Origin of the sequence: Acidovorax benzenivorans, assembly GCF_028680575.1 — a bacterium.
GTDB lineage: Bacteria > Pseudomonadota > Gammaproteobacteria > Burkholderiales > Burkholderiaceae_C > Acidovorax > Acidovorax benzenivorans.
Genome location: NZ_JAPCKI010000016.1, coordinates 22190 through 43847, shown reverse-complemented (window position 1 = coordinate 43847; position 21658 = coordinate 22190). Strand labels below are relative to the sequence as shown.

Sequence of the window (21658 nt, the reverse complement as noted above, 5' to 3'; positions counted from 1 at the left end):
GCTGTACTGCTGGGCAGGATTCGGGGGAATATCAGTCGGAAAACAGGTCAGGGCAAGAAAAAAGCGGTTATCCACGGGTGCAGAGTCACAATGCCGCGTTGTGATAGACCTCTTGGGTGTCGTCCAAGTCTTCCAGTACATCCAGCAGCTTCTGCATCTTGGCGGCGTCTTCGCCCGTCAATTCAATGGTGTTTTCGGGCCGCATGGTCACGCCCGCCACCTCAGCCGTCAGGCCTGCGGCCTCCAGCGCGTTCTTCACGGTTTCAAAGTCAGCCGGGGCGGTGAGCACCTCTACCGCGCCGTCTTCGTCAGTCACCACGTCTTCGGCACCCGCCTCCAGCGCCACTTCCATCACCTTGTCTTCGCTGGTGCCGGGGGCAAAAATCAGCTGGCCGCAATGCTTGAACTGGAACACCACCGAGCCCTCGGTGCCCATGTTGCCACCGTGTTTGCTGAACGCGTGGCGCACTTCGGCCACGGTGCGCACCCGGTTGTCGGTCATGGTATCGATCATGATGGCCGCGCCGCCAATGCCATAGCCTTCGTAGCGGATTTCTTCGTAGGTCAGGCCTTCGGCGTTGCCCGTGGCCTTGTCGATGTTGTATTTGATGCGGTCGGCGGGCATGTTGGCCGCCTTGGCCTTGTCCACCGCCAGACGCAGGCGGGGGTTGGCAGACAGATCGCCGCCGCCCGAGCGGGCGGCTACGGTGATTTCGCGAATGATGCGGGTCCAGATCTTGCCGCGTTTTTCATCCTGCCGCCCCTTGCGGTGCTGGATATTCGCCCATTTGCTGTGTCCTGCCACGAGAAGTCCTTTTGTATTGATTTAATCTACTGAGCGCGATTTTACTTTTTGCCTGACCCGCACCCCCGAGGAAACCCGAAATGGCCGACCCCCTCTTGATTGCCAAGCACGACACCATTGAATGCCACCTGCTTCCAGGGCTGGCCAACCGCCACGGGCTCATCACCGGCGCCACAGGCACCGGCAAGACCGTGACCCTGCAGACCCTGGCCGAAAACTTCTCACGCATTGGCGTGCCCGTGTTCATGGCCGATGTGAAGGGCGACCTCACGGGCGCCAGCCAGCCCGGCAAGATCGGCGACAAGCTGGCCGCCGTGCTCAAGGAGCGTGGCCTGGACCTGCCCGCCCCCCTGGCCTGCCCCACCACGCTGTGGGACGTGTTTGGCGAACAGGGCCACCCGGTGCGCGCCACGGTGTCCGACATGGGTCCGCTTCTGCTGGGCCGCATGCTCAACCTGAACGAGACCCAGCTGGGGGTACTCAACCTGGTGTTCAAGATTGCCGACGACAACGGCATGCTGCTGCTGGACCTGAAGGACCTGCGCGCCATGCTGCAGTACGTGGGCGACAACGCCAAGGAATTCACCACCGAATACGGCAACGTCAGCGCCGCCAGCGTGGGCGCCATCCAGCGCGGGCTGCTGCAGATCGAGCAGCAGGGTGGCACGCAGTTCTTTGGCGAGCCCATGCTCAACATCCAGGACTTCATGCAGACGGTGGACGGCCATGGCGTGGTCAACATCCTGGCGGCCGACAAGCTCATGAATTCGCCGCGCCTGTACGCCACCTTTTTGCTGTGGATGCTGTCGGAGCTGTTCGAGCAACTGCCCGAAATCGGCGACCCCGAGCAGCCCAAGCTGGTGTTCTTCTTTGACGAGGCCCACCTGCTGTTCAACGAGGCGCCCAAGGTGCTCGTCGAGCGCATCGAACTGGTGGTGCGCCTGGTGCGCTCCAAAGGCGTGGGTGTGTATTTCGTCACGCAGAACCCGCTCGACATCCCCGACAGCGTGCTGGCCCAGCTGGGCAACCGCGTACAGCACGCTCTGCGCGCCTTCACCCCGCGCGACCAGAAGGCCGTGAAGGCCACAGCCACCACCATGCGCCAGAAACCCGGCCTGGACATTGAGACCGCCATCACCGAGCTGGCCGTGGGCGAGGCGCTGGTGAGTTTTCTGGACGCCAAGGGCCGCCCCAGCGTGACCGAACGCGTGTTTGTATTGCCCCCGGGCAGCCAGCTCGGCCCCATCACTCCACAGCAGCGGCAGGCCCTGATGGCCAACTCGCTGGTCGCGGGCGTGTATGAAAAGGTGGTGGACCGAGAGTCCGCCTACGAAAAACTCAAGGGCCGCGCCACCGAAGCGGGCGAGCAGGCGGGCAATGCTGCGGGCGGCGGCAACGGCAAGGTCGCTACCGGGGCGCCCGCCGAAGACGGCGGCGGCCTGCTGGGCGGTCTGAACGACGTGCTGTTTGGCAGCACCGGCCCGCGTGGCGGCAAACGCGACGGCCTGGCGCAGACCATGGCCAAGTCCGCCGTGCGCACCATGGGCACCACGATTGGCAAGGAGATCCTGCGGGGCGTGCTGGGCGGCATCTTTGGCGGCGGCAGCAAACGCCGTTGAGAGAGGCGATGGCGGCGCAGGGCCCTCCGTGCCTGCGCCGCGCAGCAGCCATGTTGGCTGCGCCGGTTGCCCGCCCCCCTGGTGGACCGCCGGACAAGGTGCCCTGTGACCATTTGACGACATCCCGTACATCGTCACAAATCAGTCACATGACCGCCGTGAAATCGCAGCACACAACAACAAAAAGAAGGAGGGACGATGACACGCATCGAAAACGTTCTGCTGCGCTGGGGCGGCAAGGTCATGCTGCTGGCGATTGGCGTGTGGGTGGCGGCCATCATCGGCATCTTTGCAGGCGCCTGGCGCTTGCGCTGGCCCTGGGTCCTGTACTTTTTAGCCACCGTCATCATCACGGCGCTGGTGACGCAGTGGACCAATGCAGTGCGCCAGCGCTACATCCGCGAAGCCCCCCTGCCCCGTTTTCTGCAGCGCAAGCTGCGCGAAACCTACCCCCACCTGAGCACGCGCGACTGCGAGCTGGTCGAACGCGGCCTGCGCCAATTCTTCATGGCCTGCCTACGCGGCAACCGGCAGTTTGTGGCCATGCCCTCCAAGGCGGTCGATGCGCTGTGGCACGAGTTCATCCTGCACACGCAGGCCTACAAAGCCTGGTGCCACAACGCCCTGGGTTTCTTCTTGCACCACACCCCCGCCGAGGCACTGGGAACAAAGGCCCGCCACAACGACGGCCTGCGCCGCTGCTGGTACTGGGTGTGCAAGGAAGAATCCATCGACCCCAAGGCCCCCAGCCGCCTGCCCCTGCTGTTTGCGCTGGATGCCAAGTTCGCCATTGCAGGCGGCTTCACCTACGTGCCCGACTGCTCCGACATTGCCCGCAAGAGCGACGCCGGTGGCAGCGGCGGCGACAGCTACTGCGGCACCAGCTTCTCGGACGGCGGCTACAGCGGCAGTTCGGACGACTTTGGCGGCGCCGACAGCTCGGATGGAGGTGGCAGCGACGGCGGAGGGGATGGCGGCGGTTGTGGAGGTGGGGGCGGCGATTGACAGGCTGCACCCCACAGACCTCGGCCGCCGCACACAAAGCTCCTGTTTTTATAGCTGCTAGCGCTTATCAGATAAGCGCTAGCAGCCAAAATCCCCCAAAGTCACCCAGGCGACGACCCAGCCTGCGTTCACCGGTCTACAGTGGCACCCCATGAACACCCTCACCTGCTTTTCCCTCAGCATCACCGACCACGTGGCCCATCTGGTTCTGAACAAACCCGAGGCCATGAACACCATGCACCCCACCTTCTGGCGCGAGCTGGACGCGGTGCTGGCCCAGCTGCACCAGGCGGGCGAGGCGCGGGCGCTGGTCATCAGCAGCACCGGCAAACATTTCAGCGCGGGCATGGCGCTGGAGACCTTTGGCGGCGCCATCACCATGGACGACCAGAGCCCCGAAGGCCGCGCCGCCATCTTTGACCTGCTGACCGACATGCAGGCCACCTTCACCCGCATCGACAACCTGCGCATCCCGGTCATCATGGCCATCCATGGCGGCTGCATTGGCGGTGCGGTGGACATGGTCACGGCGGGCTGCATCCGCTATGCCACGGCCGACGCGTTCTTCTGCATCCAGGAGATCAACATCGGCATGGTGGCCGACGTGGGCACACTGCAGCGCCTGCCCAAGCTCATCCCGCTGGGCGTGGTCAAGGAGCTGGCCTACACCGGCCGCCGCTTGAGCGCTGCCAAGGCCCTGGGCTACGGCCTGGTCAACGAGGTCTTCGACACACAAGAAGCCATGCTGGCCGCCGCGCTGCAGTGCGCCAAGGAGATTGCATCCAAACCCCCCGTGGCCATCTGGGGCACCAAGCAGGCTGTGAACTACGCCCGCGACCACAGTGTGGAAGACAGCCTGCGCCAGATGGGCTGGCTGCAAGGCGCCATCTGGAGCAACCAGCATGTGCGTGAATCGGTCACGGCCATGAAGCAAAAGCGGGCGGGCGAGTTCCCGGCGCTCACACCCCTGCAGCGGTTCAGCGAGCTGGGCTGACCCACACCGGGCCGCGCCATGCGGCCTGCCTTGTCGGGCGGTCGCAGGCGTGCGCCACATCAAAATGTATAGCTGCCCAGGCATACAGCACTAGCGCTTGCAGGCCATTTTGCTTGAAATGGCAAGGCAAAGGGCTATCATCTGGCCACCGAGCGTGGTGGACCGCCGCCCCGCCCCAGCCACAAGGATGCTGCCACCATGACGCTGCCCAGCCTGACCCCTCCCACCTACGACGATGTGGCCGCCGCCGCACACCGGCTCAAGGGCATGGCGCACCGCACGCCCGTGCTGCGCTCCAGCACCGCCGATGAGCGGCTGGGCGCACAACTGTTCTTCAAGTGCGAGAACCTGCAGCGCACCGGCGCCTTCAAGTTCCGGGGCGCCTTCAACACCCTGGCGCAGTTCACCGACGACCAGCGCGAGCGCGGCGTGCTGGCCTTCTCGGCCGGCAACCACGCCCAGGCCATTGCGCTGTCGGCGCGGTTGCTGGACATGCCCGCCGCCATCGTGATGCCGGAAGACGCCCCTGCCTCCAAGATGGCCGCCACCCGCGAATACGGTGCGCAGGTGGTCACCTACAACCGCTACACCGAAGACCGCGAGGCCATCAGCCGCCGCCTGGCACTGGAGCGCGGCATGACGCTGGTCCCCCCGTTCGACCACCCCCATGTGATCGCGGGCCAGGGCACGGCGGCCAAGGAGTTGTTTGAAGAAGTGCCCGACCTGGACTACCTCTTCGTCTGCGTGGGCGGTGGCGGCCTGCTGGCGGGCAGCCTGTTGGCCGCCGAGGCCCTGGCGCCGCAATGCCGGGTGGTGGGTGTAGAGCCTGCAGCGGGCAACGACGGCCAGCAATCGGTGCGCGCAGGCCATGTGGTGCAGATCCCCACGCCCCACACCATTGCCGACGGCGCGCAGACCCAGGCACTGGGCCAGCTCACCTTCCCCATCATCCAGCGCCTGGCTGACGAGATGGTCACCGCCACCGACGAGCAACTGGTCGAGGCCCTGCGTTTTTTTGCCGAGCGCATGAAGATCGTGGTGGAGCCCACGGGCGCCCTCGCGTTTGCGGGGGCCCAACACGGCAACGTGGACATCCACGGCGCGCGCGTCGGCATCCTCATCAGCGGCGGTAATGTGGATTTGTCGCGCTACGCCCGGTTTCTGGCAGACTAGCCCACACTTTTTTACTCACTGTTTCACTGTTTGGCAGAGCGTGACTGTGCATCGGCACAGAAGCCTCTGCCCTCCTTTCAGGTTCCCCATGAGCAACGTCACCGTCATCACCCACCCCCTCGTCCAGCACAAGCTCACGCTGATGCGCAAGAAAGACGCCAGCACCAACAGCTTTCGCCGCCTGCTGGGCGAGCTGTCCACACTGATGGCGTACGAAGTAACCCGCGACATGCCGCTGCAAGATGTGCAGATCGAAACCCCGCTGGAAACCATGACCGGCAAGATGATCGACGGCAAGAAGCTGGTGCTGGTGTCCATCCTGCGCGCGGGCAACGGGTTCCTCGACGGCATGCTCAACGTGGTGCCCGGCGCCCGCGTGGGCCACATCGGCCTGTACCGCGACCCGGCCACGCTGCAGCCCGTGGAGTATTACTTCAAGATGCCGTCCGAGATGGACGAGCGCGACATCATCGTGGTGGACCCGATGCTGGCCACCGGCAACTCGGCCGCCGCGTGCGTGGACCGCCTCAAAAAACTCAATCCCCGCTCCATCAAGTTCGTCTGCCTGCTGGCCGCGCCCGAAGGCATCGCCACGCTGCAAAAGGCGCACCCCGATGTGCCCATCTTCACTGCCGCCATCGACCGCGAGCTGAACGACCACGGCTACATCCTGCCAGGCCTCGGCGATGCGGGCGACCGGATTTTTGGCACCAAATAAGCACACAACGGCAGCGCCCGTGCACCAGCCACCGTAGGGCCTTGCCGCCCAGCGGTGGCTTTTTTTCATCACCGGGCCTCTCTGCGTTGCGTAATAGTCAATTTGGGGCCCTACCCTGGTGGGGTGCCCCAGCCTGGTTTCCGGATGCGCTGCACGCGTGCACCATTTTTTTACCAACTGGTGGCTTTCCTCTGGCAGACTTGCCGCTGGTTTGCAGCTACACAGTCCACCGACTGGCGCGCTCCTTGCTTGGTAGCAGCACACTCAACCTCCTTGTTTGCTTGTCTGAAGGAACCCCACCATGACCACTCGCCGCATCTTCACCGGACGCCTGCTCTGCACCTCCATGGCCCTCTCGGCCGCCATGGCGATGGCGCCCTCTTTGGCCACAGCGCAGTCCAAGCTCAAGGTCGCGGCGATCTACACGGTGCCCTTCGAGCAGCAATGGGTCAGCCGCATCCACAAGGCGCTCAAGGCGGCCGAAGCACGCGGCGAGATCGAATACAAGGCCAGCGAAAACGTCAGCAACGCCGACTACGAGCGCGTGATGCGCGAGTACGCCACGGGCGGCAACCAGCTCATCCTGGGCGAGGCCTTTGCGGTAGAGGCCGCTGCCCGCAAGGTAGCCAAGGACTTCCCCAAGACCTCCTTCCTGCTTGGCTCGTCGGGCAAGCCACAGGCGCCCAACTTCAGCGTGTTCGACAACTACATCCAGGAGCCCGCCTACCTCTCCGGCATGGTCGCGGGTGGCATGACCAAGACGAACAAGATCGGCATGGTGGGTGGCTTCCCCATCCCCGAGGTCAACCGCCTGATGCACGCCTTCATGGTGGGCGCCAAAGAGACCAACCCCAAGGTCGAGTTCACCATCACCTTCATCAACAGCTGGTTTGACCCACCCAAGGCCAAGGAAGCCACCTTTGCCATGATCGACAAGGGCGCCGATGTGCTCTATGCCGAGCGCTTTGGCGTGAGCGACGCTGCCAAGGAAAAGGGCAAACTCGCCATCGGCAACGTGATCGACACCCAGCCGCAGTACCCCGACACCGTGGTGGCATCCGCCCTGTGGCACATGGAGCCCAGCATCGACCGCGCACTCAAGCTGGTCAAGGACGGCAAGTTCACCGCCGAGGACTACGGCCCGTATTCGATGATGAAGCACAAGGGCTCTGAACTCGCGCCGCTGGGCACGTTCGAGAAGAAGGTACCGGCCGACATCGTCGCCAAGGTCAAGGCCAAAGAGGCCGACATCCTGGCGGGCAAGTTCACCGTGAAGGTGGACGACAGCCAACCCAAGTCCACGGCCAAATAAGCACAGAATGCAGCGGGCACCCTGCCCGCGTTTTTTCTTGCTGAGCGCAGGCCACCCCAGCAACGCGGTGGCCTGTTCGCTTTTACGCTCACCCCTATTTCCGCTCTGACGAAGCACTCCCACCATGCACGCACTCCACACCGCCAAGCCCACCCTGATCTCCCGGTGTTCACGCCTGCTGGGCGCACTGGCCCTGGCCGCGGTGGTAGTTGGCTGCGCCGCCACGGCACCCGGCAAAACGGCATTGCGGCTGGATGACACACCGCGCATCGCCGTCATCTCCGCCTTTGCGCCCGAGCTGACCGTGCTGCTGCCGCAGGTGCAGCAACCCACCCGGCACAGCATCAACGGCGTGGAATTCACCACCGGCACGCTCGAAGGCAAGCCCGTGGTGGTGTTCCTCTCCGGCATCAGCATGACCAATGCGGCCATGAACACCCAGCTGGTGCTGGACCGCTTCAACGTCAGCCACGTGGTCTTCAGTGGCATTGCGGGCGGCGTCAACCCCAGCCTGCACATTGGCGACGTCACGGTGCCCGCGCAGTGGGGCCAGTACATGGAGTGGCTGATGGCGCGCGAAGACCAACCCGGCCAGTACAGCGCCCCCGCCTGGATGAAAAGCGAGCTGACCATGCCCGCCTTCGGCATGATGCACCCGCGCCCCGTCGAGGTGCGGTCTGCGGCCAACCCCAAGCTCAGCAAGAAATTCTGGTTTGAAGCCGACCCCAAAATGCTGGCCACCGCCCGCAGCCTGCAGAACGTGGGCCTGGAGCATTGCCTGGCCGCCACCTGCCTCAAGCAGCGCCCGCAGGTGGCGGTGGGCGGCAACGGCGTATCCGGCCAGGCGTTTGTGGACAACAAGGCCTTCCGTGAATACGCCTTCAAGACCTTCGAGGCCAACGTGCTCGACATGGAAACCGCCGCCACCGCCATGGTGGCGCACAGCAATGGCGTGCCTTACATCGCGTTCCGATCACTGAGCGATCTGGCGGGAGGTGGCGAAGGAGAAAACGAAATGGGCACCTTCATGGGCTTGGCGGCGGCCAACTCGGCCAAGGTGTTGCGGGCGTTTCTGGCGGCCTGGAAGTAGATGGCCTCCACCATCGCCCCCGTCCTGCGCCTGTCGGGCATCACCAAACGCTTCGGCAAGCTCGTCGCCAACGACAGCATCAGCCTGACCCTGGCACGCGGCGAAGTGCTGGCCCTGCTGGGCGAGAACGGCGCGGGCAAGTCCACGCTGATGTCCATCCTGTTCGGGCACTACGTGGCCGACGAAGGCAGCATTGAAGTCTTTGGCCAGCCTCTGCCGCCCGGCCAGCCGCGTGCGGCGCTGGCGGCGGGCATTGGCATGGTGCACCAGCACTTCACGCTGGCCGACAACCTCACGGTGCTGGACAACGTGCTGCTGGGCAGCGAGCCGCTGTGGCAGCCCTTCTCGCGCCGTAGCGAGGCACGCGCCAAGCTGCTGGCCGTTTCGCAGCAATTTGGCTTGCCTGTCAGCCCCGATGCGAAGGTCGGCAGCCTCTCGGTGGGCGAACGCCAGCGCGTTGAAATCCTGAAAGCCCTCTACCGGGGCGCCCGCATCCTCATCCTGGACGAACCCACCGCCGTGCTCACCCCGCAGGAGAGCGAAGCCCTGTTTGACACCCTGGCACAGATGGTGGCGCAGGGCCTGTCCATCATCTTCATCAGCCACAAACTGGGCGAGGTGCTGCGTGTATCGCACCGCGTGGCCGTGCTGCGCCAGGGCAAGCTGGTGGCCGAGGCGCCTGCACAGGGCACCACCCAAGGGCAACTGGCGCAGTGGATGGTGGGCCATGCCATCGAGGCCGCAGAGCGCCGCCCAGCGCGAAACGTGGGCGCGCCCATCTGCACCCTCAGCAACGTGAGCACCGCCCCCACCCGGCGCGACCGGTTGAGCGATGTATCCCTCACCCTGCGCGCAGGCGAAATCGTGGCGATTGCAGGCGTCAGCGGCAACGGCCAGGTGGCGCTGGCCGATGTGCTGTGTGGCGTGCGTGCCGCCACCGCAGGCCAGGTCACGCTGCGGGGCGCGCCATTACAGGCCCACCCCGCCTGGGTGGTGAACCAGGGCGTGGCCCGCATCCCCGAAGACCGCCACGCCGTGGGCGTGGTGGGCGATTTGCCGGTGTGGGAGAACGCCGTGTCCGAACGCCTGCGCGGCCCCTGGTTTGCGCACCCGTGGTTCCGCGCCTTCTGGGTCAAACGCCGCGCCGCACGCCAGCACGCACAGCGCGTGGCCGAGACCTTTGACGTACGTGGCGGCGGAGCCGATACACCTGCGCGGTCGCTGTCGGGAGGCAACATGCAAAAGCTCATCCTGGGCCGGGCGTTGATGCCGCCACAGGACGCCGCAGGCAACACTGCAGCCGCGCCCAAGCTCATCGTGGCCCACCAGCCCACCTGGGGGCTGGACATTGGTGCAGTGATTTTTGTGCAGCAGCAGCTCATTGCAGCGCGCGATGCGGGGGCGGCCGTGCTGCTGATTTCAGATGACTTGGACGAAGTGCTGGCCCTGGGGGACCGTGTGGCGGTCATGCACGACGGGCATTTGAGCGAGGCGCGGCCCGCAGAAGACTGGACACGCGGAGCCATCGGTCTGGCCATGGCCGGTGCTGCCCACTGAGCGACATCCACAACAACAACCCCCATGAGACTCGAAAAACGCAACCACACCTCCCCCGCCGCCTATGTGCTGGCGCCCGTCGGCGCTGTTGTCTTCACCCTGCTCATCAGTGCCCTGCTGGTGCTCTGGGCCGGGGCGCCTGTGGGCCAGACCTACACACTGTTGTTGCAAGGCGCGTTCGGCTCGGTGTTCGCACTGACCGAAACCCTCACCCGCGCCACGCCGCTGATCCTGACGGGGCTGGCGGCCGCCGTGGCCTTTCGGGCGCGGCTATTCAACATTGGGGCCGAGGGGCAGCTTTATGCTGGAGCGCTGGCCGCTGTGGCCGTGGGCGGCATGCATGGGGGCACGGGGCTGGAGTGGTCGCCGTATGTGCTTTTCCCGCTGATGATGCTGGCGGCCGCGCTGGCGGGCGCCGCGCTGCTGCTGGGCCCGGCGCTGATGAAGGCGCGGCTGGGGGTGGACGAGGTGGTGACCACGCTGCTGCTCAACTTCATCATGCTGCTGCTTGTCTCAGCCTTGCTGGACGGGCCGATGAAAGACCCGCTCTCCATGGGATGGCCGCAGAGTGTGGCGCTGCAGGGCGATCTGGAACTGTCCAAGTTGGTGCCGCAGACACGGCTGCACACCGGGCTGCTGTGGGCCGTGTCGCTGGCCGTGATGCTGTGGGCGCTGCTGGCGCGCACGATGCCGGGGTTTGACATTCGCGCCGCCGGGGCCAACGCACGGGCAGCGGCGTTTGCTGGCGTGCCCATCACGCGCACCGTGGTGCTGGTCGCCCTGCTCTCGGGCGGGCTGGCCGGGCTGGCGGGCGCCATCGAGGTAGCGGGCCGCACCAGCTACGTAACGCTCGATATGTCACCCGGCTATGGCTACAGCGGCATCGTGATTGCCATGCTGGCGGGGCTGCATCCGCTGGGCGTGATCGCGGCGGGCACCTTTGTGGCGGGCGTGCTGGTGGGGGCCGACAGCATGAGCCGCGCGGTGGGCGTGCCCACCTACATTGCGGACGTGATCGTGGCGACCTCGTTGATTGCGGTGCTGCTGGCTGGCTTGCTCACCCAATACCGCGTTCGCTGGAAATGAGGACGCCATGAACAAGCGCGTGCACCAAAATTTCAAGCCGAATTGGCCTCTAGCGCTTATTCAGCAAGCGCAAGCAGCTATTAAAAATGAAGTAAACAATACTGAGGCGGGTGCATGACCGAACTGCTCGACATCCTCGCCAACCCCGCGTTCTGGATCGCCACGTTGCGGGTGGCCACGCCGCTCATCCTGGGCACGCTGGGGGTTCTCATGTGCGAACGCGCCGGGGTGCTCAACCTGGGCATTGAAGGGATCATGGTGGCGGGTGCATTCACCGGCTGGCTCACCGTGTATGCAGGCCATGGACTGTGGACCGGCGTGCTGGTGGCAGCGCTGACTGGCGCGGTGTTTGGCCTGCTGCATGCCTGGCTCACCGTGGGGCTGGCGCTGTCGCAGCATGTGTCTGGGCTGGGTATCACGCTACTGGCCACGGCGCTCAGCTATTACGGCTACCGCGTGAGCTTCCCCAAGGTCAACACGCCGCCCACCATCGAGCCCTTTGCGCCGATGGAGTGGCTGGGCATCCCCATCCTGGCGGACCAGACGCCGCTCACGCTGTTGGCGTTGGTGCTGGTGCCGCTGCTGGCCTGGGTGCTGATGCGCACCCCGCTGGGGCTGGCGGTGCGCATGGTGGGCGAGAACCCGCAGGCGGCCGAGGGCCAGGGCATCTCCGTAGCGGCGACGCGCACGGGCGCCATCGCGCTCGGCTCGGCGCTGATGGGCGTGGCGGGGTCGTTCCTCACGCTGTCGGCATTCAACGCCTTCTTCTTCAACATGATCAACGGCCGTGGCTGGATCTGCGTGGCCCTGGTGGTGTTTGCCTCCTGGCGGCCTGGCAAGGCGCTGCTGGGCGCCCTGCTGTTCGCATTCTTCGATGCGCTGCAGTTGCGCCTACAGCAAGCGGGCGACGCGTGGCTGCCGTACCAGGTGTATTTGATGCTGCCCTACCTGCTGTCCATCCTGGCGCTGGTGCTGGTGGCACGCAAGGCGGCTTATCCTCAGGCCTTGATGAAACCTTATCGCAAAGGAGAACGCTGAATGCCCACGCTGCAAACCCTCTTGATGTTCGCTGCCGCCTCGCTGGCGCTGGCGGTGATCCCTGGCCCCACCATGCTGCTGGCGCTGGCCAATGGCATGGCGGGCGGTATGCGCCGCGCAGCCTGGGGCATGGCGGGCGCCGGGCTGGGCGCAGGCATCCTCATCGTGGTGGTCGCGGTAGGGCTGGGTTCGCTGCTCAATGCGTCGGCCACGCTGTTCAATGTGGTGCGTATTGCGGGCGTGCTGTACCTGCTGTGGCTGGCGGTGCAACTGTGGCGCAGCCCACCCGTCGATGTGCAGGCCGCGCTGGCCCATGTGCCCGGCCAGCAGGCCGTGGGGCGTGCCGCCTTCGCGCGCAGCCTGGGCGTAGCACTGTCCAACCCCAAAACGCTGCTGTTCTTTGCAGCCTTCCTGCCGCAGTTTGTGGACCCCGCCCAACCCCAGGCGGTGCAGTACGCCGTGCTGGGTTCGCTGTTCGTGGGACTCGATACGCTGGTCATGGTGGCCTACGCAACGGCTGGCTGGCAGGCCGTGCGCTGGATGTCGCAACGCGGGCTGCGCTGGCTCAACCGGGGCTGCGCCGCGGGCATGGCTGTGCTGGCCGCCTTGCTGGCAGGCTACCGCAGGCATGGCGCCTGATTCGTTCCGTCGTCCTTTTTGCCGATCACCATGCTCGACCTGCTCATCCACAACGCCACCCTGCCCGACGGGCGCCAGAACATGTCCATCGCCGTGCAAAACGGCCGCATCACCGAAGTGACTGAGGGCCTGCAAGCCCCCGCGCACGAAACGGTGGATGCGGGTGGCCTGCTGGTGAGCCCGCCGTTTGTGGACGCGCACTTCCACATGGATTCGACCCTGAGCTACGGCCAGCCGCGCGTGAACGAGAGCGGCACGCTGCTCGAAGGCATTGCGCTGTGGGGCGAACTCAAGCCCACGCTGACACACGATGCCATCGTGCAGCGCGCGCTGCAGTATTGCGACATGGCCGTGGCGCGCGGGCTGCTGGCCGTTCGCAGCCATGTGGACACCAGCCACCCCAGCCTGCTGCCGGTGCAGGCCCTGCTTCATGTCAAGCAGCGCGTGGCGCCCTATCTGGACCTGCAATTGGTGGCCTTCCCCCAAGACGGCGTGCTGCGCGCGCCCGGCGGGCTCGACAACCTGAAACGCGCGCTGGACATGGGTGTGGACGTGGTGGGCGGCATTCCGCACTTCGAGCGCACCATGGCCCAGGGGGCCGAGAGCGTGAAGATCCTGTGCGAACTGGCGGCAAGCCAGGGCAAGCGCGTGGACATGCACTGCGACGAATCGGACGACCCGCTGTCACGCCATGTCGAAACCCTGGCCTTTGAAACCCAGCGCCTGGGCCTGCACGGCCGCGTGACGGGCTCGCACCTCACCTCCATGCACAGCATGGACAACTACTACGTGAGCAAGCTCATCCCGCTGATGGCCGAGGCCGACCTGGGCGTGGTGGCCAACCCGCTCATCAACATCACGCTGCAAGGCCGCCACGACACCTACCCCAAGCGCCGGGGCATGACCCGCGTCCCCGAACTGATGGCCGCGGGCCTGACGGTGGCGTTTGGCCATGACTGCGTGCTGGACCCCTGGTACAGCGGCGGCAGCGCCGACATGCTGGAGGCCGCGCACATGGGCCTGCACGTGGGCCAGATGACCAGCCAGGCGGCGATGCGGCAGTGTTTTGATGCAGTGACGGTGAATCCCGCCAAGCTGCTGGGGCTGGAGGGCTACGGCATCGAGCCGGGCGCGTATGCCGACTTTGTGCTGCTGCACGCGCGCAATCCGGTGGAGGCCATCCGCCTGCGCGCAGCGCGCCTGGGCGTGTGGCGGCGCGGCAGGCTGCTGGCCAGCAGCCCGGCACCCGTGGCGCAACTGCACCTGCCGGGGCGGCCCGACAACGTGAATTTCACGTCAAATTAGCCTCTCACGCTTATGTATCAAGCGCAAACAGCTACACATTCAATAGCATTTTTAGCGTTCACGCCATCCGCGCAATCGTTTTGCGAAACCGTGCCAGCGCCAGGCTGAACAGCACGGCCCCAATCCCCAGCAGCCACACCAGCGACGGCCACACCACCGCCCAGCCCGCACCCCGGTAGAGGATGGCCTGGGCCAGCTCGGTGAAGTGCGTGGTGGGCGCCAGGGCCATCCCATACTGCACCCACAGCGGCATGCTCTCGCGCGGGGTGACGCCGCCCGACAGCATCTGTAGCGGCATCATCACCAGCACCATCAGCAGCCCAAACTGCGGCATGCTGCGCGCCACCGTGGCCATGAAGATACCCATGGAGGTGGTGGCAAATAGGTGCAGTGTGGCCCCCAGCAGGAACAGCGGCACCGAGCCCTCGATGGGCACACCAATCGCCCAGCGGATCACCGCCGTGAGCGACACCCAGGTAGCGACCAGCACCACCAGCGCCATGGCCCAGACCTTGGCCAGCATGATTTCGCCAGGGGTTACGGGCATCACCAGCAAATGCTCCACCGTGCCATGCTCACGCTCGCGGATCAGCGCGGCGCCGGTGAGGATGATGGAGAGCATGGTCACGATGTTGATCAGCTCCATGAGCGAGCCGAACCACGCGGGGTTCAGCGCCTGATTGAAGCGCGAGCGCACCGTGAGCTCAATGGGTTGGTCGGCCACGGTGCGGTCATGCTGCACAAACTCAGCCGCCTCCAGCTGCACGATCTGCTGCACCGCCCCGTTGGCCGCAAACGCCTGCCCCATGCGCGTGGCGTCGATGTTGAGCTGCACCTGCGGCACCCGGCCCGCCAGCACGTCGCGCTGGAAGTGGGCGGGGATGTGCAGCACCAGCGTGAAGCGGCCAGCATCCAGCCCCGGGTCCACCTCGCGCATGCTGATCATGGCGGGGCGTGTGAACTGGGGTGCGTAGAACGCGGTGGCGATGCGCTGGGACAGCGCCGAGTCGTCCTCGTCCACGATGGCAATGGGCACGTGGTGCAGCGTCTCGGGCTGCGCCATGCCTGCCGAATACACCGCCAGCGTGGTGGTGTAGACGATGAGGAACAACATGGCCGGGTCGCGCCACAGGCTCCACAGCTCCTTGATGCCCAGGCGGAAAATATTGGACCAGCGGCCACGCAGCGCCATGTCAGGTCTCCTGCTTTCTGAGGAGCGCAATGGCGGCGCCAATGATGACCGGCACAGCCACCAGCATGGGCCAGAACTCGGTCTGCAGGTCTTGCAGGCCCAGCGCCTTGTTGAACACGCCCCGGCTGATGGTGAACATGTGGCTGGCCGGGTAGACCTCGCCCACCCAGCGCGCAAAGCCCGTCATGGACGACACGGGGTTGATGAGCCCCGCAAACTGCACGGCCGGGATGAGCGTGCCCACCATGGCAAAAAACATGGCCGCAATCTGGCTGCGCGTGACGGTGGAGGCCAAGAGGCCCATGCCTGTGGAGCACAGGCTGAACAGCACGGCGCCCAGCGTCAGCGTGGCAAAGCTGCCGGTGATAGGCACGCCAAACACCGTCACCGCCGCCAGGCACATCAAGCCAAAGTTGAACAACGCCAGCAGCACATAGGGCAGCTGCTTGCCCAACATGAATTCGGTGCGCGTGGTGGGCGTGACATACAGGTTGATGATGGAGCCCAGCTCCTTCTCACGCACCACGGCCAGCGCGGTGAGCATGGCGGGCAGCATCAGCAAGAGCAGCGGGATCACGGCGGGCACCATGGATGGCAGGCTGCGCACGTCGGGGTTGTAGCGGTAGCGCGGCTCCACCTCCAGCAAGCCCCGGGGCACGGTGCCCGTGCGGCTGCGGCTTTGCTCCACCAGCCACTGCTGGTGCAGGCCCTGGGCGTAGCCGATGACGGTTTCGGCGCGCTGGGGCATGGCGCCATCCACCCACGCGCCGATCTGCACCGGCTGGCCGCGTGCCACGTCGCGTGCAAAGCCAGGCGGGATCTCCAGCGCCAACGATATCTCGGCGGAGCGCATGCGCGCGTCCAGCTCGGCATAGGTGGCCAGCGGTGGCTGCTCGGTGAAGTAGCGCGAGCCCGCCAGGTTCAGCGTGTAGGCGCGGCTCAACGCGGTCTGGTCGCGGTCCAGCACGGCAAAACGCAGGTTCTCCACATCCATGCTGATGCCGTAGCCCATCACAAATAGCAAAATCAGCGAGCCCAGTAGCGCCATGGCGCCACGCACCGGGTCCCGGCGCAACTCCAGCGATTCGCGCCACTGGGTGCTGTGGATGCGGGCCAGGCTCTGGCGCAGGCGGGCGGGCCAGGTGGGCGCGCTGAGGGTGGGCACGGGAGCTAGCGCGGGCTGCTCTGAAGGCTCAACAGGTGTCTGGGCCGGTGTGGTGCCCGCAGCATCCTCCAGGTAGCCGATGAAGGCTTCTTCGAGTGTGGCGGCGCCGCGCTTGGCCACGATGTCCTGCGGCGCAGCGCTCTCCAGCACACGCCCTGCGTGCATCAGCGAGATGCGGTCGCAGCGCTCGGCCTCGTTCATGAAGTGGGTGGAGATGAAGATGGTGACCTTGTCGCGCCGCGCAAGCTCCACCATCAGGCGCCAGAAGTTGTCGCGCGCCATCGGGTCCACGCCGGAGGTGGGCTCGTCCAGGATCAGCAGCTCAGGCTGGTGCACCATCGCCACGGCCAGAGACAGGCGCTGGCGCATGCCCAGTGGCAGCTTCATCGGTAGCGAGCTGCGTGCGGCCTGCAGGTCAAAGCGCTCTAGCATGGCCGTGACGCGCGCAGGCACTTCGGCCTCGGGCACGTGGAACAGGCGGGCGTGCAGCACCAGGTTCTGCTCTACCGACAACTCGCTGTACAGCGAAAACGCCTGCGACATGTAGCCCACCCGCCGCCGCGTGGCCATGTCCTTGGGGTCCACCGGTTGGCCGAACAGCCAGGCCTGCCCGTCGCTGGCGGGCAGCAGACCCGTGAGCATCTTCATGGTGGTGGACTTGCCGCAACCGTTGCTCCCCAAGAAGCCAAAAATCTCGCCGCGCTGAATGCGAAAGCTCACATGGTCCACCGCCACAAAGTCGCCAAAGCGCATGGTCAGGTCGCGCGCCTCGATGGCCACGTTGGCGGCATCATGGGCCTGCGAGCGGTCCAGCGGCGGAATCTGCACCGCCTGGTGGCCCCGGCGCTTGGCCTCGGGCAGCAGGGCCACAAAGGCCTGCTCCAGCGAAGCGTGCCCGGTGCGGGCCATCAGCTCCGCAGGGGTGCCAGTGGCCAGAATGCGCCCTTCGTCCATGGCCACCAGCCATTCAAAACGCTGGGCTTCTTCCATGTAGGCCGTGGCAACAATCACGCTCATGCCCGGCCGCGCGGCGCGGATGCGACCGATCAGGTCCCAGAACTGGGCGCGCGCCAGCGGGTCCACACCCGTGGTGGGCTCGTCCAGGATGAGCAGGTCGGGGTCGTGGATGAGCGCGCAGCACAGGGCCAGCTTTTGCTTCATGCCGCCCGAGAGCTTGCCCGCAGGCCGCGCCAGAAACGGGTATAGCCCCGTGCTGCGCGTGAGTTCATCAATGCGGCGCCGCCGCTCGGCCGCGTCATGCCCGAACAAGCGGCCAAAGAACTGCAGGTTTTCTTCCACCGACAGCGTGGGGTACAGGTTCTTGCCCAGGCCCTGCGGCATGTAGGCGATGCGGGGGCAGACCCGGCTGCGGTGGCGGCTTTTGGCCATGTCCCCGCCCAGCACCTCCACGGTGCCCTGCTGCACCGCCCGCGCGCCCGCCACCAGCGCCAGCAGGCTGGACTTGCCCACGCCGTCCGGCCCGATCAGGCCCACCATGCGGCCTGCGGCCACCTCCAGGTCAATGCCCTCCAGCGCCACCGTGCGCCCATAGCGCTGGCCCACGCCGCGCAAGCGGGCCACGACAGGGGCCAGGTCAGCAGAGAGGTTCACTGACCGGCCTTGACGGCGAGTTCTGCAGGCCACTCCACCGCAGGGTCCACCCGCAGCCAGGCCACGCCGGGCAGGCCGGTCTTGACCTGCTCCTGGTGGCGCAGCAGCAATGCCTTGTCGATCTGCGCGCGCACGCGGAACATGAGCTTCTGGCGCTCGCTGGCGGTCTCCACCGTCTTGGGGGTGAACTGCGCGGTGCTGGCCACGAACGAGACCTCCGCAGGGATCACAAAGTCCGGCGCGGCATCGAGCACGATGCGCACCTCGCTGCCCAACGCCACGCGGCCCGCCACGGTTTCGGGCAAAAAGAAGGTCATGTACACGTCGCTCAGGTCCACCAGCTGCAGCACGCGTGCGCCTGCGCCCACCACCTCGCCGGGCTGCACCACGCGGAACTGCACGCGGCCATCGCGCGGGGCCTTGAGCTCGCTGTCGGCCAGCTCCACATCGATGCGGGCCAGCGTGGCCTCCAGCGCGCGCACATTGGCCTCGGCGCTGGTCACCTGCGTGCGCGATGCGCCAATGCCCGCCTGCGCAGCCTTGGCCTGGGCTTTTGCAGCGGTCACAGCGGCCTGCTGGCTGCGCACCTTGGCGCGGTCGTCATCGAGCAACTGGCTGGAGAAAAAGCCTTCGCGCGCGAGCTGCTCGGAGCGCGGCAGGCGGCGGTGGGCGGTGTCAAGGTCGCTCTCGCGCTGCGCCACCACGGCCAGCGCAGCCTGGTAGTCGCTCTCGCGCTGGGCCACCTGCACCTGGGCGCTGCTGATGGCCAGCTGCGCCTGTTGCAGCCGGGCCACGGCCTCTTCGCGCTGGGCCTGCAGGCCGTCGATCTGCATCCGGGCCAGGGGTTGACCGGCTTTTACAAAGTCGCCCTCGGCCACCAACACATCGAGCACCCGGCCCGCCAGCTTGGTGGCCACGGCGATCTCGGTGGCCTCGATGCGGCCGTTGCCGCTCACAAAACCGGGGCCTGGCCCTTTGGCCTGCCAGGGTGCCCATCGCACGACCAGCACAGCGCCCAGCAACAACAGCGCTGCGGCTACCGCGTAAATTTTCCACTTGCTGCCCATGGCTCTGATCCTCTTTGGTGTGGAGGCAGGAGCGCATTCCAGGTCACACCAGCGAAGCCGCCTCCCATCCAAAAAGCATCGTACGCGCAGCGCCCTCATCCGCTCTGTGCGGCAAGCCACCTCACTTGACTTGCATCAATTTGACCGCAATTGCGCACGGCAATGGCAGACGTTGCGAGGCCCGCCGAGCAGACCCAGCAGGGCACGGTGTCAGCCCTGAGCGCGCCCGTCAAAGGCCGACAGATGATTCGCCAAGTGCATGGCATGCGCTTGCTCGTACTGCGCCCGGCCCAAGGCGCCGTAGGCAAAGTGAGGCTGCAGTGCACCGGTGTGAACCGCAAAATCCTGCACCGCCTGGCGCAGCCGGGCCATGGCGACAGAGGCGTCCGTGGCCTGCGCGTCCAGCGACGGAGCACCCGGAATAGGCTCCGCCAGGTTGTGGCTCATGCGGCCACGCAGGGCAAACACCTTGAAAGCCGCAGCCCCCAGGGTGCTCTGGAACAGCGCAGACTTGGGCGACGGAAAACCTTGCAGCGAATATTCAATGCTCTGTGCGCAATGCACCACCGTCTGTGCCCAGGTCCAGGCCGTGGCAGGCTCCAGCGCATGGACAGAGGCTGCGTTCAGCCGCTCGGCCTCGCGCATCGCATCGTGCAGGGTGGCGAACACCAGCTGCCTGTCATTGCCCGGCTGGTGCAAAAAATAACCGGCGGCACCAGCCGCAACGAGAGCCGCCCCGGCGCCGGTGGCCAGAAACACCCTTCGGCCAGGCGCTGCAGGCGGAGCAGAGGGCACGGGATGGGCACCTGTGGGGTGCGTGGCGGCGGGTGTGGCGGCGTTGGGGGCGCCAGATGGGGGTGGAACTGCCATGGGGTTGTCTGCTCGCGTCACCGTGGGTGGGGTGAAAGTGGCGATTGTGCCGCGCAGGTGCCGCTTTGTGACCACCTGTTGCCATCGCCAGGGTCGGGCAGCCGACACAGCCCACGATGGCGCAAGGCGCACCGGGGCCAAGGGTCTCACCGGCGCGCGGCTGCCTCTACGCCGCCAGGGTCGTTGGCGTGGCAGGCGTTGTGGGAACAACTGGGGCCAAGGGCGCTGCGGGCGCCGCCGCCATTTCCACCCGGTTGCGCCCCCGCCCCTTGGCCAGGTACATGGCCTCGTCCGCGCGCTGCAAGGCCGTGCCCGCCGACTCGCTGCCCGAGCACAGGGTGACGCCGACACTCACCGTGAGCGCGATGCTGCGCGGCTCGGTCGCCACAGGGTGCGCCTCCACCATGGCGCGCAGGCGCTCGGCCACCGCAATGGCGCCACCGGCCCCCGCATTGGGCAAGAAGATGGCGAACTCCTCGCCTCCCAGGCGGCCCATCACGTCTTCCTTGCGCAGGCAGCGTTGGGCCAGCATCACAAAATGCCGCAACACATCGTCACCCGCACGGTGGCCCCAGCTGTCGTTGATCTTCTTGAAGTGGTCCAGGTCCATCACCAGCACGGGCAACGCCGTCTGCGTGCGCTGGGCATTGCTGATGGCCTTGTCCAGCAAGGTGAGAAAGGCACGGCGGTTGAACACATTGGTCAGTGGGTCTATCTCAGCCAGGTGGCGCAGTTCGTTGGTGATGAACTCATTGGCGAGCATCAACGCACCAAACGCCACCAGCACCAGCGCCATGGTGGACTCCAGCACCACAAACTGCGACAGCGCAGCAACTATGCCCGCCTCGGGCTGCGATGCATCGGCGGGCGTGGCCAGCTTGAACAACAAGGGCCGCACCAGCAAAAACGCGCCATGCACACCCAACGTGCCCGCAAACAGATACCGGGCCGGCACCTTGCGAAAGCCGCCCTTGGCCATGGAGTGCGCTGCGATCAAAAAACACACGCCAGGCACCAGCCCCGACAGCACAAAACGCACCTCCAGGTGGGGCTGCACCACGGTGAAATACGCCACCGTCACCAGCAGCAACACCATGGCGCCTGCAGCCACGCCGTGTCGCAGCGGCGCTCGCCCCACGTATTCACGCGCACCCAGCAGGCACAGGTAGGCCGTCAACGCGATGGAACCCTGCGCCAACAACACCGAGGGCAACAGCGGGACAAAGTCGCGCAGCAACAGGTTGACGCAAAACACAGTGGTGCAGAACAATGCCAGCGCCCACAAGCGCAGCCCCGGGATGTTCCTGTTGAAGAACCACACGGCAGACAGCACGGCGGTAACCAGCGCTGCAAGAATGGCCGCTACGATGACGAGGGTGGGGCTGTGCACGGTGGTGTTGGACTTTGTCTGC

Annotated in this window: 18 protein-coding genes; 12 read left to right on the top strand and 6 right to left on the bottom strand. The window is 66.0% G+C overall.

The window, feature by feature from the left end; translation table 11 throughout:
* Positions 1-85 precede the first annotated feature (85 nt).
* Positions 86-805, bottom strand: coding sequence for a YebC/PmpR family DNA-binding transcriptional regulator (locus OIN59_RS20415; protein WP_274113300.1), 720 nt, complete (start codon positions 803-805; stop codon positions 86-88).
* 80 nt (positions 806-885) lie between these two features.
* Here OIN59_RS20415 and OIN59_RS20410 point away from each other — a divergent pair, with 80 nt between their 5' ends.
* From OIN59_RS20410 to OIN59_RS20355, 12 genes are all read left to right on the top strand, one after another.
* Entirely contained in the window at positions 886-2424 is a 1539-nt protein-coding gene (locus OIN59_RS20410; RefSeq protein WP_274113298.1) for a helicase HerA-like C-terminal domain-containing protein, read from the top strand.
* Positions 2425-2622: 198 nt separating this feature from the next.
* Complete coding sequence (locus OIN59_RS20405; protein WP_274113296.1) at positions 2623-3429, top strand: glycine-rich domain-containing protein; 807 nt, start codon at positions 2623-2625, stop codon at positions 3427-3429.
* A 151-nt stretch (positions 3430-3580) separates the two neighbouring features.
* Positions 3581-4423 carry an enoyl-CoA hydratase-related protein gene (locus OIN59_RS20400; protein ID WP_274113294.1) on the top strand — a complete coding sequence of 281 codons (843 nt, stop codon included), beginning with the start codon at positions 3581-3583 and terminating at the stop codon, positions 4421-4423.
* Positions 4424-4621: 198 nt separating this feature from the next.
* A complete protein-coding gene (locus OIN59_RS20395; RefSeq protein ID WP_274113292.1) occupies positions 4622-5596 on the top strand; it encodes a threo-3-hydroxy-L-aspartate ammonia-lyase in 975 nt (324 codons plus the stop codon).
* An 88-nt stretch (positions 5597-5684) separates the two neighbouring features.
* Positions 5685-6314 (top strand): uracil phosphoribosyltransferase, encoded by a 630-nt coding sequence (gene upp / locus OIN59_RS20390; RefSeq protein WP_274113290.1) that lies wholly within the window; start codon positions 5685-5687, stop codon positions 6312-6314.
* A 301-nt stretch (positions 6315-6615) separates the two neighbouring features.
* Positions 6616-7626, top strand: a complete 1011-nt coding sequence (locus tag OIN59_RS20385; RefSeq protein ID WP_274113288.1) for a BMP family protein — start codon at positions 6616-6618, stop codon at positions 7624-7626.
* 124 nt (positions 7627-7750) lie between these two features.
* On the top strand, positions 7751-8716 hold the full coding sequence (locus tag OIN59_RS20380) for a 5'-methylthioadenosine/S-adenosylhomocysteine nucleosidase (protein WP_274113286.1): 966 nt from the start codon (positions 7751-7753) through the stop codon (positions 8714-8716).
* Complete coding sequence (locus OIN59_RS20375) at positions 8717-10273, top strand: ABC transporter ATP-binding protein (RefSeq protein WP_274113284.1); 1557 nt, start codon at positions 8717-8719, stop codon at positions 10271-10273.
* A 24-nt stretch (positions 10274-10297) separates the two neighbouring features.
* Positions 10298-11359 carry an ABC transporter permease gene (locus OIN59_RS20370; protein WP_274113282.1) on the top strand — a complete coding sequence of 354 codons (1062 nt, stop codon included), beginning with the start codon at positions 10298-10300 and terminating at the stop codon, positions 11357-11359.
* Between the two features lie 114 nt (positions 11360-11473).
* Positions 11474-12397 carry an ABC transporter permease gene (locus tag OIN59_RS20365; RefSeq protein WP_274113280.1) on the top strand — a complete coding sequence of 308 codons (924 nt, stop codon included), beginning with the start codon at positions 11474-11476 and terminating at the stop codon, positions 12395-12397.
* Positions 12398-13036, top strand: coding sequence for a LysE family translocator (locus OIN59_RS20360; RefSeq protein WP_274113278.1), 639 nt, complete (start codon positions 12398-12400; stop codon positions 13034-13036). It abuts the gene before it with no gap.
* Between the two features lie 30 nt (positions 13037-13066).
* Positions 13067-14341: an amidohydrolase family protein gene (locus tag OIN59_RS20355; RefSeq protein ID WP_274113276.1), complete on the top strand. Its 1275-nt coding sequence runs from the start codon at positions 13067-13069 to the stop codon at positions 14339-14341.
* Between the two features lie 58 nt (positions 14342-14399).
* On the opposite strand, the gene OIN59_RS20350 is transcribed toward OIN59_RS20355, so the two are convergent.
* The 5 genes from OIN59_RS20350 to OIN59_RS20330 form a co-directional block, all read right to left on the bottom strand.
* Complete coding sequence (locus tag OIN59_RS20350) at positions 14400-15533, bottom strand: ABC transporter permease (RefSeq protein ID WP_274113274.1); 1134 nt, start codon at positions 15531-15533, stop codon at positions 14400-14402.
* 1 nt (position 15534) lies between these two features.
* Positions 15535-18309, bottom strand: coding sequence for a ribosome-associated ATPase/putative transporter RbbA (gene rbbA, locus OIN59_RS20345; protein ID WP_274113272.1), 2775 nt, complete (start codon positions 18307-18309; stop codon positions 15535-15537).
* A complete protein-coding gene (locus OIN59_RS20340; RefSeq protein ID WP_274113270.1) occupies positions 18306-19376 on the bottom strand; it encodes an HlyD family secretion protein in 1071 nt (356 codons plus the stop codon). The genes rbbA and OIN59_RS20340 overlap by 4 nt, the downstream gene beginning before the upstream one ends.
* Before the next feature lie 210 nt (positions 19377-19586).
* Complete coding sequence (locus tag OIN59_RS20335; RefSeq protein WP_274113268.1) at positions 19587-20246, bottom strand: DUF1569 domain-containing protein; 660 nt, start codon at positions 20244-20246, stop codon at positions 19587-19589.
* A gap of 166 nt (positions 20247-20412) precedes the next feature.
* On the bottom strand, positions 20413-21636 hold the full coding sequence (locus tag OIN59_RS20330; protein WP_274113266.1) for a GGDEF domain-containing protein: 1224 nt from the start codon (positions 21634-21636) through the stop codon (positions 20413-20415).
* Between the last annotated feature and the right edge of the window lie 22 nt (positions 21637-21658).